The sequence below is a fragment of the Comamonas sp. JUb58 genome (assembly GCF_004364775.1).
In the GTDB taxonomy this organism is placed as follows: domain Bacteria; phylum Pseudomonadota; class Gammaproteobacteria; order Burkholderiales; family Burkholderiaceae_C; genus Comamonas.
This window is the reverse complement of sequence record NZ_SOAL01000001.1, coordinates 58,135-70,957: the sequence shown is the minus strand read 5'-3', so window position 1 is coordinate 70,957 and position 12,823 is coordinate 58,135. Positions and strand designations below refer to the sequence as shown.

The 12,823-nt window shown below is 64.0% G+C and carries 11 protein-coding genes; 8 read left to right on the top strand and 3 right to left on the bottom strand.

The features are described from left to right. Positions 1 to 135: 135 nt before the first annotated feature. Positions 136 to 1,449: an Ig-like domain-containing protein gene (locus tag EDF71_RS00335; protein ID WP_133854658.1), complete on the top strand. Its 1,314-nt coding sequence runs from the start codon at positions 136 to 138 to the stop codon at positions 1,447 to 1,449. A gap of 76 nt (positions 1,450 to 1,525) precedes the next feature. Here the strand turns inward: EDF71_RS00335 and EDF71_RS00330 are convergent, their stop codons facing one another. Further along, on the bottom strand, positions 1,526 to 2,452 hold the full coding sequence (locus EDF71_RS00330) for a LysR family transcriptional regulator (protein WP_133854657.1): 927 nt from the start codon (positions 2,450 to 2,452) through the stop codon (positions 1,526 to 1,528). An 89-nt stretch (positions 2,453 to 2,541) separates the two neighbouring features. Between EDF71_RS00330 and EDF71_RS00325 the strand changes: the two genes are divergently transcribed. Together EDF71_RS00325 and EDF71_RS00320 are read left to right on the top strand one after the other, a co-directional pair. Beyond that, positions 2,542 to 3,897, top strand: a complete 1,356-nt coding sequence (locus tag EDF71_RS00325; RefSeq protein ID WP_133854656.1) for an MFS transporter — start codon at positions 2,542 to 2,544, stop codon at positions 3,895 to 3,897. Next, the gene (locus tag EDF71_RS00320; protein WP_133854655.1) at positions 3,890 to 4,294 is read left to right on the top strand and encodes a DUF4440 domain-containing protein; all 405 of its coding nucleotides are present in this window, start codon (positions 3,890 to 3,892) and stop codon (positions 4,292 to 4,294) included. The genes EDF71_RS00325 and EDF71_RS00320 overlap by 8 nt, the downstream gene beginning before the upstream one ends. A 46-nt stretch (positions 4,295 to 4,340) precedes the next feature. On the opposite strand, the gene EDF71_RS00315 is transcribed toward EDF71_RS00320, so the two are convergent. Then, complete coding sequence (locus tag EDF71_RS00315) at positions 4,341 to 5,087, bottom strand: GntR family transcriptional regulator (protein ID WP_133854654.1); 747 nt, start codon at positions 5,085 to 5,087, stop codon at positions 4,341 to 4,343. Between the two features lie 117 nt (positions 5,088 to 5,204). Here EDF71_RS00315 and EDF71_RS00310 point away from each other — a divergent pair, with 117 nt between their 5' ends. Genes EDF71_RS00310 through EDF71_RS00295 form a run of 4 tightly spaced genes read left to right on the top strand, consistent with a single transcriptional unit; the run spans position 5,205 to position 10,453 of the window. Further along, positions 5,205 to 6,581 (top strand): adenylosuccinate lyase family protein, encoded by a 1,377-nt coding sequence (locus tag EDF71_RS00310; RefSeq protein WP_133854653.1) that lies wholly within the window; start codon positions 5,205 to 5,207, stop codon positions 6,579 to 6,581. Positions 6,582 to 6,603: 22 nt separating this feature from the next. After that, positions 6,604 to 7,992, top strand: a complete 1,389-nt coding sequence (locus tag EDF71_RS00305) for a cation:dicarboxylase symporter family transporter (RefSeq protein ID WP_133854652.1) — start codon at positions 6,604 to 6,606, stop codon at positions 7,990 to 7,992. A 53-nt stretch (positions 7,993 to 8,045) separates the two neighbouring features. Then, positions 8,046 to 9,446 (top strand): class II fumarate hydratase, encoded by a 1,401-nt coding sequence (locus EDF71_RS00300; RefSeq protein ID WP_133854651.1) that lies wholly within the window; start codon positions 8,046 to 8,048, stop codon positions 9,444 to 9,446. A gap of 26 nt (positions 9,447 to 9,472) precedes the next feature. Next, the gene (locus EDF71_RS00295) at positions 9,473 to 10,453 is read left to right on the top strand and encodes a tripartite tricarboxylate transporter substrate binding protein BugD (protein WP_133854650.1); all 981 of its coding nucleotides are present in this window, start codon (positions 9,473 to 9,475) and stop codon (positions 10,451 to 10,453) included. Positions 10,454 to 10,480: 27 nt separating this feature from the next. Here EDF71_RS00295 and EDF71_RS00290 read toward each other — a convergent pair whose 3' ends face one another. Further along, a complete protein-coding gene (locus EDF71_RS00290; protein ID WP_133854649.1) occupies positions 10,481 to 11,446 on the bottom strand; it encodes a TauD/TfdA family dioxygenase in 966 nt (321 codons plus the stop codon). Between the two features lie 182 nt (positions 11,447 to 11,628). Here EDF71_RS00290 and EDF71_RS00285 point away from each other — a divergent pair, with 182 nt between their 5' ends. Next, a complete protein-coding gene (locus EDF71_RS00285) occupies positions 11,629 to 12,813 on the top strand; it encodes an acyl-CoA dehydrogenase family protein (protein WP_133854648.1) in 1,185 nt (394 codons plus the stop codon). Positions 12,814 to 12,823: the final 10 nt, after the last annotated feature.

Below are 12,823 nucleotides of genomic sequence, written 5' to 3'. Positions count from 1 at the left end.
CTAACCGTCATTGATTCACCTTCTTTGACCTTCATCATGCGTTTCGTGGCGCTTTGCTAAATAGACTTCGACTTTTGCTTTATTGGCTCGATCGAATGTATTGATCGTGCGTAACATCATTGCCAAGGACGTTATATGACTCATCTGTGGGGTGCCCGGAACATCGTTGTTTCCTCGGCCATGTTGCTTGCCACTTCCAGCCTGTTTGCCCAGGGGCTGATTACGGTGTATCAGAACGACTTTGAGACGCCCAATGCTGCGCAGTTCGCGATCGAGATATGCCGAGATGGTGGGGGGACTCCGGTGGGGAGCGCGAACTACGGTACGTTCTCTGACAATTACAGTGATCCGGCCAATGGCTTTCCCTTTGTTCAGGTCAAAACCGCAGATCGTCTGTGCACGACCGCCGTCAACAATCCAACCGATAACCCCAGCCATTCCCCCGCCTGGATCGGTAATGGCTACGCAGACAATCTCCGCCCACTGAACAAGTTCACCGGGGCGATCATTCGTCAAACGAGTGATTACAGCCACTCAGAGTCGGTGGGGCTGGTCTTTCCGACACAAGGACAGAGTTTCATGGACCTGTCGATGGACTGGTCCGGGTTGGCGGTGCAATTGGCTGGCGCAGACCCGACGAACCCCACCGATCTGTATCACAAGATTTGGCTGGATCGACCCAACAAGGACTACGGCGTCAAGTTTCGTTTCTTCCGGCTTGAGGCAAGTGACACCTTGTCTTTGGTAGACAACGGTGCATCCGAATCCTCGGTGAATATCAATGGTGTGCCAGCCTCTGCAGTCCGCACAGAGGTGTTTACGTTCTCCACCGCGTCGCCAAATGGCCTGTCCTTTGACTGGCATGCCATGCACTACGCCTTGGATATGGCAGCGATGGGTTTCACCAGCGCTACACAGCGTCTGGGTGTGGTCTGGGAGATGGACACAGACAGCTCTTATGCAGCGTTCGACAATATCCTGGTGACCGCCTCTCAGGTACCTGCCACCGAGGTCGTCAAGGGCGTTGATGACGAGCACACGCTGCCCAATATCTCGGCGGCCTTTGCGATTCCCGATGTCACCACCAATGACTATGTGGAAGGCGGCACGACCATCAACAAGGCATCGGTCGAGTTGCTGAGCGCTCCGCAGTTCGGTGCGCTGAGCATCCCCGATCCCAGCCATCCCGAGCTGATTCTCTATACCCCTGACGGTGTGTATTCCGGCGATGTGACTTTCCAGTACAGGGTCTGCGACACGTCGACGCCCACGCCCGCCTGCACGGCCGATCCAGTCACCGTGACCTTGCACATTCCTGCCAAGGTCACGCCGCCCAACCCCGGCACAGCCACCGCTGTTCCCGGCCTGGCTGGCTGGGGTGTCGGCCTGCTGTCGATGCTGACCATGGGTGTGGCCGGGTTCCTGAGCAGAAAGCGCAACCTGGCCTGATTGCCCAGCCCTCTTCGGAGGGCTTTTTCATGCGGATTGGTGAAGCGGGAAGGACGCGGATCGCCCGAGTCCGCGTTCAGACCAGCGCAGGTCGTTTGGCAGAGGGCCCCAGGTTCTTGCTGAGAAAGTCGATAAAGGCGCGGGTCTTGTGCGGCAGGTGGCTGCTGTTGGGGAAGACTGCGCTGATTGACTGGCGTGGCAGGCTGTAGCCTGGCAGCAGCTGCTGCAGGGCGCCGCTGTGCAGTTCCTGCTCGATCAGCCAGGCGGGCAGCACGGCGACACCCATCGACGACAGCGCCATCAGGCGGATGGCGGCGGAGGTGTTGGCATGGTGGGCGGCGCTGCCCTTGACCTCGGTGCTCTTGTTCTGCGGACCGCGCAGGGTCCAGTGCGTGGGGCTCTGGAGGTTGCTGTTGGCGATCCAGGGGAGTTGGGCCAGATCCGCAGGCTGCCGCACCGGATGCTTTTTGAGCAAGGCGGGCGAGGCGACGAGCAGGATGTCGTAGTCGTCCAGTTTGCGGCTCTTGAAGTCGGAATCGGCCAGGCTGCCCAGGCGCACCACCAGGTCGAGCTTTTCGGCAATCAGGTCGCTGAGCGAGGAGTTGGTGTCGTAGCGGATGGAGATGGCCGGGTACTGCTGCACAAACCTGGCCATCAATGGCAGGATGAAGCGCTCGCCATATTCGCCCGTGGTGCTCAGGCGCAAGGTGCCGGCGATGCGCTTGCGTCCCTGCATGGCCATTTCAAACTTGTTTTCCAGCTGGCCGACCAGCTCCTTGAACTCATCGTAGAAGTCCTGGCCGGCTTCGGTCAGCGCAATGCTGCGGGTGCTGCGCAGCAGCAGCGTGACGGCCAGGGCCTCCTCCAGGGCTTTGACATGCAGGCTGGCCATGGCCTTGCTGATGGACAGGTAATCGGCCGCCTTGGTGTATGAGCCCAGCTCGACAACGGCCAGAAAGGTCTGCACGCGGTGGAGCTGGGTGGAGAGGGCGATGCGGTTCATTGTTCAATCTGGCCAAACAAAGATTCAAGCATAGCGGTATCGACGGGCCGCGCAGCGCTGCCTACCATCCTGGGCCAAAGGGATCCAAGATGACGTACCGCTACCGCATTGCCTCCGTGTTCTTGCTGGGATTTTTCATTGACTGCATCAACATCTTTATGCCGGCCGTGGCCTTGCCGCGCATGGCCGCCGCATTCCAGATCGGCAGCGCGGCCAGCGCCTGGGTCGCGAATGCCTACATCCTGGGGCTGACCCTGGTCATTCCGCTCAGCCCCTGGCTGGCCAGCCGCTGGGGTGCACGGCGCTTGCTGGCCGCATCGATGCTGGTGTTTGCGGGGGCCGTGTGGGCCTGCGGTGAGGCTAGCAGCTTTGGCCAGATGGTGGGTTGGCGCTTGGTACAGGGCATGGCGGGCGGCCTGCTGATCCCCGTGGGCCAGGCGATGACCTTCAACCGCTTCCAAGGCAGCGAACGGGCCCGTATCTCAACCCTGGTGATGGCGGTGGCCCTGCTGGCACCTGCGCTGTCTCCCAGCCTGGGTGGCTGGATCGTGGACCAGGCCTCCTGGCGCTGGGTGTTCCACGCCAATATTCCGCTGGCGCTGGCGGCCGCTGCCTTGTCATGGCTGTGGCTGCGCGAGGAGCCTTCGCCAGCGCAGACAAGGCCCGACCTGCTGGGCCTGCTGCTGATCAGCGCCGCGCTGGCCAGTGCCTTGCTGGGCATGTCGCTCTATGGGGCCGGCCAAGCCGGCGTGGTGGCGCTGGCCTGCTTGGGCGCTGCGCTGGGGTTTGCCGGCCTCTATGCCAGGCATTTCCGCCAGGTGGCCGATGCCATCGTGGATCTGCGCTTGCTCCAAAGTCCCCGGCTCACGCTGTCGATCTGGGTGTACTACGCCATCCCCGGCATTTTTACCGGGGTGAACCTGCTCAATATCTTTTATCTGCAAGACCTGCTCCAGATGGGGGCCGCGCAAACGGGGCGCTTCATGGTGGTGTATGCCGCAGGGGCGCTGGCGGCCATGCTGCTGTGCGGGCGCCTGTACAACCGGGTGGGGGCAGGGCGCTTGTTTTTGCTGGCAATGCTGCTGCACAGCCTGGGCATTGCGGCGCTGGCGGCGGTGGATTCCACCCAGGATCTGCCGGTCCTCATCCTGGCCTATGCGTTTATGGGCATGGGCGGCGGGCTGGGTGCCAACAGCGCGCAGACCACGGCGCTGATGGATTTTGACGGCGCCCAAACCCACAAGGCCAGCGTGCTGTGGAACATCAACCGCCAAATGGCCTTCAGCGTGGGCGCGGCGCTGCTGCTGATGGTTTTCAATGGGCTGGCGCAGCGCTGGCCGGCACCCCAGGCCTACCACCTCACATTTGCCATCGCCGCGGTGCTGGGCCTGCTTCCTCTTCTTCAACTGCGCAGCTTGCCTGCAGAAAATACCCACCATGAATAAGACCTACATCCAGGCTGCCGAGCGCAGCGTCCACGACGTGCACGCACTGATCCAAACCATTTTTGCCGGCGAGCCGGGCATGGCGCGGGCTGCCATGGATCAGCTGATGCCCATGTTTGCCGAAAGCTTCAGCATGGTGACTACCGCAGGTGCCGTGGTGCAGCTGCCGCAGGTGGCTGCGATGTTCGAGCAAGCCGCTGGCGGCCGGCCCGGGCTGCGCATCGAGATCGGCGAGGTGGCCACTGTCTGGCAAGCCGCCAGCAGCGTGGCGCTGCGCTACCAGGAGACCCACCATCTGAACGGCAGCGCCACGGCGCGCTGGGCGACGGCGATTGTGGATTGCGCCGATGGGGCGCTGCGCTGGCACTACCTGCATGAGACGGCCCTGAGCCGTTGATGGCAAGCGGGCGGCAGCGGCGTCGCGCCCTGGCGCTCGCCGGGGCCTACTTCATCCGCTGCAACCGCATCGACACCCGAAAGCGCTCGGCCGGGTGGGTGGTGACACTGGCCTCGAACAGCTCACCGTCCAGGTCCAGGTAGCGCCGCACAATCTTCAGCGCTGGGGCGCCCAGCGGCACTTCCAGCACCTTGGCGAGCGCGGCATCGTCGATCTGCACCGCCTGGATGTCCTGGCGGATTTCTGCAATCTGCCGGCCATAGCGCTCTTCGATCAGGCTGCTGATCAGCACGCCGGGGGTGGCGCGCACCAACTCGCCAATGTCCTGGTACTGCGGGTCCACATAGACATCGGTCCAGCCGATGGGCGGGGCCTGGCGGTCGCCTTCCAGCCGCAGGCTGGAGATGCACAGCCAGCGCGCGCCGGGCGGGCATTCCAACTCCTGCGCCAGGCTGGCGCTGGCCACCGTTTCTTCAATGCGCTGCACCTGGCGCAAATGCTCGGCGCCGAACTGCACCAGGTCATCCACCGAGGCGAGGGTGGGGCGGAACGGGCTCTTGGGCTTGGAGGCCTCTACGCGCGTGCCCACGTTCTTCTTGCGCGATACCAGGCCGCGCTCCTGCAGCGCTGCCAGCGCCGCCCGCACGGTGTGGCGGCTGGTGCTGTAGTGCTCGCACAGCTCCAGTTCGGTGGGCAGCAGCGCCCCCACCGCGAAATGCCCCGAGGTGATGGCATCGGTCAGGTGGTTGGCGATATCGCTGAAGTTCAGTTTGCGGGCAGTGGCGTCATTCATGGAAGCAAGGGTATACCCTGTAATGGATATGTCCGAACATATTTATAGTTCATATGTCCGGACATAATTGGTCCGGACATAGCATGTCATCTACTCTAACGCAATACAGCACGCACCATGAGCGCCACCTCCTTTCCTCTCTCCAGCACGGTCGTCGACTCCATCCTGTTCCGTGACGCCTTTGGCACCCAGAAGATGCGCGACATCTTCTCGGACCAGGCCCTGATCCAGCGCTATATCGATGTGGAAGTGGCCCTGGCCAAGGCCGAGGCGCGGGTGGGCGTGATCCCTGCCGATGCCGCCGAGGTGATAGCGCGCGAATCGCAGCTCTCGCGCATCGACTTTGACCATATGCGCCATGAGACCGACATCGTGGGCTACCCCATCCTGCCGCTGGTGCACCAGCTGGTGGCGATGTGTGGCGAAGCCGGCCGCTATGTGCACTGGGGCGCCACCACGCAGGACATCATGGACAGCGCCGTGGCACTGCAGGTGCGCGATGCGATCGACAGCATCGATGCCGATGTGCGCGAGCTGCGCGGCATCCTTGCCAACCTGGCCAAGAAGCACCGCGACACGCCGATGGCGGGCCGCACCCACCTGCAGCAGGCGCTGCCGGTGACCTTCGGCTACAAGGTTGCCATCTGGCTGGCGATGTTTGACCGCCACCAGCAGCGCCTGGCCGAGCTCCGCCCACGTGTGGCGGTGGTCGAGTTCGCAGGCGCTGCCGGCACCCTGGCCTCGGTGGGCGAAGCAGGCTTTGCGATTCAGAAGGCGCTGGCCGATGAGCTGGGCCTGGGCGTGCCGGCCACCACCTGGCATGTGGCCCGCGATGGCTTTGCCGAAGCGATCAACCTGCTGGCGCTTATCACCGGCTCGCTGGGCAAGATTGCGCTGGACATCATGATCATGGCCTCCACCGAGTTCGCCGAGGTGTATGAGCCCTTCGTCAAGGGCCGTGGCGCCAGCAGCACCATGCCGCAAAAGCGCAACCCCATCTCCAGCGAGCTGATGCTGGCCGCCTCCAAGGCCGTGCGCCAGCATGCCGGCCTGATGGTGGATGCCATGGTGCAGGACTTTGAACGCGCCACCGGCCCCTGGCATGCGGAGTGGATTGCCATTCCCGAGAGCTTCATCCTCAGCTCCGGTGCGCTGTACCAGGCCAAGTTTGCGCTGGGCGGCCTGATCGTCGATGAGGACCGCATGAAGCACAACCTGGGCATCAGCCGAGGCCTGATCGTGGCCGAGGCCGTGATGATGGGCATGGCGCCGCACATTGGCCGCCAGCAGGCGCACGATGTGGTGTACGACGCATGCCGCACCGTCAACGACAAGGGCGGCACCCTGGCCGAGGCGCTGGCTGCGCTGCCAGAGGTGACCCAGCACTTTGACCGCGCCACCATTGACCGCCTGACCGATCCGACCAACTACCTGGGCCTGGCGCCACAGATGGTGGACCGCGCGCTGGAACTGTCGGCGCAGGTGCAGGCCTGAGGCTGCGGTGGAGGAGACAACAATGACGAATTCCCAATCTCTGGCGCCTGTGCGCAAACTGCCCTGGTACCGCAAGCTCGGCATGCAGGTGCTGGTATCCCTCTTGCTGGGCATTGCCGTGGGCTTTGTGTTCCCGGCCTTTGCGTCCAAGCTCAAGCTGCTGGGCGACATGTTTCTGTCGCTGATCAAGGCTGGCGTGGCGCCGCTGGTGTTTTTGACCATCGTGCACGGCATTGCCTCGGCCGGCGATGTCAAAAGCGCGGGCCGCGTGGGCTGGCGCGCGATTGTCTATTTCGAGATCGTGTCGACCATCGCGTTGGTCGTGGGCCTGCTCGCAGGCAACCTGATTGAGATCGGCAAGGGCATGGCCCATGTGACGGCCAGCACGGCTGCGCCGGTGGCCAAGGCGGCGGCGCCCCAGGGCTTTCTGGAGTTCATGGCGCACATCGTGCCGGACAATTTTGTGGGCGCCTTTGCCAAGGGCGAGCTGCTGCAGGTGGTGGTGCTGGCCGTCATGGTGGGCATCGGCATCCTGGCCATCCCCGATGCGCGCCGCAAGCCCATCAATGCCGCGCTCGATGGCATCTCCGAAGTGCTGTTCGCCTTTATCAACCTGGTGATGAAGCTCGCGCCCATCGGCACCTTTGGTGCGGTGGCCTACTCGGTCGGCAGCAATGGCACGGCAGTGCTGATTGCACTGGCGCAGTTTGTGCTGGGCTTTTATGTGCTGGTGGCGCTGTTCATTGCCGTGGTGATGGGGCTGGTGGCGCGCATTGCCGGCTTTAGCCTCTGGCGCTTTGTGCGCTACATCAAGGATGAGATCCTGATCGTGCTGGGCACGGCCTCGTCCGAGAGCGCACTCCCGCGCCTGCTGATCAAGCTGGAACGCCTGGGCTGCGCCAAGCAGACCGTGGGCCTGGTGCTGCCCACCGGCTATGCCTTCAACCTGGACGGCACCTCGCTGTTCATGGCCATGGGCGTGATGTTCATTTCGCATGCCTACGGCGTGCCGCTGAGTCTGGACCACCAGATCGGCATCCTGCTGCTGATGCTGCTCACCTCCAAGGGCGCGGCTACCGTGTCGGGCGGCTCGTTCGTGGTGTTTGCGGCCACTGTCACCTCCACCGGCATCCTGCCTGTGGAAGGCCTGGCCGTGATCTTTGGCGTGTACCGCTTCCTGTCGATGGCGATTGCCACCTGCAACACCCTGGGCAACAGCGTGGCGACGGTGGTGGTGGCCAAGTGGTCGGGCACCTTCGATGCGCAGGCTGCCGAGCGCCACCTCTACCCCGAGCGCTACCCGCAAACCCAAGCGGCCGACGAGGCGATCGACGATGGCAACCTGCTGGCAGCCGATGCGCATGACAGCGCGGCCAGCCCCGCCCTGCAACGCAGCCCCAGCGCAGGCTGAGCCCACTGAACCCCGGGGCATGCACCGCTGGCATGCCCCCCTGGAGACACAGCATGAACGACAGCCGTATCGAGCATGACGCCTTTGGGCCGGTGGAGGTGCCCGCCGCGCGTTACTGGGGGGCCCAGACGCAGCGCGCGCTGGGCGTTTTCACGATTGGCACCGAGCGCTTTCCCAGCTGCCTGATCCAGGCCGTTGGCCTGCAGAAGATGGCCGCCGCCAAGGCCAACCAGCGCTGCGGCGCGCTGGATGTGCGGCTTGCCGATGCTATCGTGCAGGCGGCAGCGCTGCTGCGCGACGGTGCGCATGATGCGGATTTTCCGCTGACGGTCTGGCAGACCGGATCGGGCACCCAGACCAATATGAATGCCAACGAGGTCATCGCCAACCGCGCCAACGAGCTGCTGGGCGAGCCGCGCGGCAGCAAGGCGCCGGTACACCCGAACGACCATGTCAATGCTTCGCAGTCATCGAATGACAGCTTTCCCACGGTGATGCACATCGCCACGGTGCGGGAGCTGGAAGAGCGCCTGCTGCCGGCGCTGGCGGTGCTGCAAGCCAGCCTGGCTGGCAGGGCGCAGGCCTTTGCGGGCGTGGTCAAGATCGCGCGCACCCACCTGATGGATGCCGTGCCGATGATGGTGGACCAGGCCTTTGACGCCTATGCCCGGCAGCTGGCGCTGGGCATGGAGCGGGTGCGGGCGACATTGCCGCGCCTGCTGGTGCTGCCCCAGGGCGGCACGGCAGCGGGCACCGGCCTGAATGCGCCGCCGGGTTTTGATGCCGCCTTTTGCGAGGAACTGCAGGGCCTGACCGGGCTGGCCTTTGTGCCCAACCCCAGCAAGTTCGAAGGCATGGCGGTGCACGATGCGCTGGTAGAGGCCTCGGGCGCGCTCAACACCCTGGCCAGCTCGCTGGTCAAGATCGCCAACGACCTGCGCTTGCTGGGATCGGGCCCGCGCTGCGGCCTGGGCGAGCTGCACATTCCTGACGATGGCTTGACCTCATCGATCATGCCTGGCAAGCGCAACCCCACCATCGCCGAAGCGCTGGTGCAGGCCTGCCTGCAGGTGATGGGCAACCACAGCACCATCACCATGGCCAATGCCTCCGGGCTGTTTGAGCTGAACGTGGCCAAGCCCGTGCTCATCCACAACCTGCTGCAGTCGATCCGGGTGCTGAGCGATGCGGCGCATGTCTTTGCGACCCGCCTGGTCGATGGCCTGGGTTTGAACGAAGAGCGGCTGGCCGCGAATGTGGGCAGCTCGCTGCTGGTGGTGACCGCCCTCAACCCGGTGCTGGGTTACGACCAGGTCGCCCGCATTGTGCGCGAGAGCCTGGCTAGCGGCCGCCCCCCGCGCGAGGTGGCCCTGGCGCTGGGCCTGCTCAGCGGCGAAGACTACGACCGGCATGTGGATGCCAAGGCCTTGGCGCGGCCCCATCCAGCGCCCTGATTTTTCTAACGACAAGGAGACAAAAAATGACATCGTTGATCAAGAGCGGTATGGCGGCGCTTGCCCTCATCAGCGCTGCGGCAGGGGCCGGGGCGCAGGGCTATCCGTCCAAACCCATCACCTGGATCGTGCCGTTTGCCGCCGGTGGCCCCACCGATGCGCTGGCCCGCAGCGTGGCCGAGCGGGTGGCGCGAGAGGTGGGCCAGCCCATCATCATCGACAACGCTCCGGGCGCGGGAGGCACGGTGGGATCAGCCAAGGCCGCGCGCGCCAAGCCCGATGGCTACACCATGCTGGTCGGCCACATGGGCTATATGGGTGCAGCGCCCGCGCTGTACAAAAAGCTCAGCTACGACCCGGTGAAGGACTTCGCGCCGGTGTTCCGCTTTCCCGATACGCCCTTGGTGCTGATGGTCCGCAAGGAGCACCCGGCCAAGGACATCAAGGCCCTGGTCGAATGGGGCAAGGCCCACCCGGACAAGCTCTACATCAGCAATGCGGGCATAGGCTCCAGCTCCCACCTGATCGCCGCCTTGTTTGCGACCTCGGCCGGCATCAAGGTCACCCTGGTGCCCTACAAGGGCGCGGGTCCGGCATTGCTCGATGTCATCGGCGGCCAGGTCGACGGCATGTTCGACCAGACCAACACGGCCCTGCCGCAGCTCAAGGACGCCAAGCTGCGCCCTCTGGCCGTCACCTCCAGGCAGCGCTTGCCGCAGCTCAAGGATGTGCCGACCTTGGACGAGACCGCCTTGCCAGGCTTTGAGGCCAGTACCTGGTACGGCATCTACGCGCCCAAAGGCACGCCGCCAGAAGCGCTGGACAAGTTCCAGACGGCCTACCTGAAAGTCATGGGCGACAAGGAATACACCGACAAGCTCGTCAGCCAGGCCATCCAGTTGCTGCCGCCTGAGCAATACAGCGGCCAGGCGCTGGGCCGGCACACCGAGGCGGAAGTGACGCGCTGGAAGGATGTAGCGGCCAAGACGCAGATGGCGCTGGATTGAGTGGGGGCCTGGGGCTTGAGGGGCTGGCTACGCAGTGGTCGCAATCAGCCGGTCCAAGGTCTCCTGGCTGGAGGCCTCCGGGCGGCGAATGGTGCGGCTGTGCTGTCCGTCGATGGAGACCGCGGGGTCGCCATGCACGGTGACTCTGCGCACGATGCGGGGCAGGTCGCCGTAGTCGTTGATGGCGAAATGCTGGGTGGATCGGTTGTCCCAGATGGCGACATCATCTTGTTGCCATGACCAGCGAACGGTGTTTTCCAGGCGAGTCACGCGGTTTTGCACCAGCTCGAAGATGCGGGCGGATTCGCTGCCGGTAACGCCCAGGATGCGGCGCACGAAATGGCCGAGCAACAGGCCACGTTCGCCCGATACCGGGTGCACGTGGACGATGGGGTGCTCGGTTTCATAGATGGCGGAGGTGAACACCTTGGTTTGGTGGTCGAGGCGGCTGCTGTCCACCTGCGTGCGTTCGGCGCCGTAGTCGTAGTCGTTGCTGTGCAGTGCCCAGAGGCTGTCGGCGAGGGCCTTGAGCTGGGGCGGCAGGTTGCGGTAGGCCGCCGTGGTGTCGGCCCACACGGTGTCGCCGCCGTAGGGCGGGATGACCACGCCGCGCAGCACGGAGTATTTGGGAAAGGCATCGAGGAAGGTGACATCGGTGTGCCAGGAGTCCGCGCGGCCGCCGCCCTTGGAGGCATCGAGTTCGAAGATCTTGGTGCCTGACGGCGCAGGCACGGTGGGGTGGGCGACAGTCTTGCCCAGACGCGCGCCAAACGCCTGGTGCGCTTCGTCATCGAGATGGCCCTGGCCACGGAAGAAGAGCACCTTGTATTTCACCAAGGCACGGGTGATGTCGGCAATGGTCTGTTCAGACAGGTCGGGGCTGAGCTGGATGTTCTGCACCTCACCGCCGAGGGTGCCCGCGACACGTCGGATCTGCAGGTTGCCAATGCTGGTGTCCACACCAGATGTGGCGATGGGTGTGCGAGCGTTCATCTTGATTCTCTCTGTGTTGTAGTGGCTTGGATGAAGCGATGTGCAATGACAATGCGGTCATCCTGAAACTACAAAGTGTCCTGTCTCTCCAGAGAATTGGTTGGAAGGATTTCAGATATGGAGATGCGCATTTCGTCTATGCAGAACGGCAGCGCGCAGCGCCCGGTGGCTATATTGTCGGTATGACTTTTCAAGCTGATCTCTCCAATCCCTACCTGCGCCAGGCTGTCGAGCTGCGTGATCTCTTTGCGCGCGATGCGATTGAACGCGACAAGGCAGGCGGCAAGCCGCTGGAGCAGTATCAGCAGATCAAGGACAGTGGCTTGCTGCGGCTGGGCATTCCCGCGCAGCACGGCGGCGCCGGCCAGCCCTGGTCCACCGCATTGCGGGTGGTGCGCGAGTTCGCCCAGGCTGATGGCTCGGTGGCGCATCTCTTTGGCTACCATGGATCGTCCTTGCACTCCGCGCATGTGCTGAGCAGTCCTCAGCAGGCGGCGCAGCTGTATGCGGCCTCGGCCGAGGGCAACTGGTTCTGGGCCAATAACTCCAATGCCGGAGCGCGCAGCTTGACGGGGCGCTGGCAGGGCGACCACTGGATTCTGAATGGCAGCAAGCCTTACACCTCGGGCAGCCATGTGGCAGACCATCTGCACATCACCTGGGTGGACGAGGACAGCGCTGAGACCATCGATGCCGCCATCCCCGCAGGCCGCGCAGGATGGACGGCGCTGGACGATTGGGATGCTTTTGGCCAGCGCCAGACGGGCAGCGGCACCTGCACCTATGAGAACGTGCGAGTGGAGGCCCATGAGGTCTATGAACGCCGCAGCGCCACGCCGCGCGCTCCGTACCGCACGCTGATTCCGTTTGTGCAGCAGAGTGTGCTGCTCAATGTGTTTCTGGGCACCGCGCAGGGTGCGCTGCTGCGGGCGCGCGAATACTCTCTCAACGACAGCCGCCCCTGGGTGCATTCGGGCGTGGAGCGGCATGTGGACGATCCCTGGGTCAAGCGCGTGTATGGCGATCTGTACACCCGCACTCTGGCCGCGACGGCGCTGGCCGACCAGGCACTCGATGTGCTGGACCGGGTGTGGGCGCGTGGTGAGGCCTTGACAGCTGCTGAGCGCGGTGAGGCCGCGATTCCGCTGGCGGCGGCCAATGCCTTTGCAGGCAATACCGCGCTGGATGTGACCAGCAAGATCTTTGAAGTGACGGGCACCCGATCCACATCCAACGAGCTGGGCTTGGACCGCTTCTGGCGCAATGTGCGCACGCATACCTTGCACAACCCGGAAGAGTACAAGACCCGCAATGTGGGCTACTGGTTTCTGACGGGCGAGCCGCCTGTGCCCAGCGGCATCCAATGAGCGGGGGCGC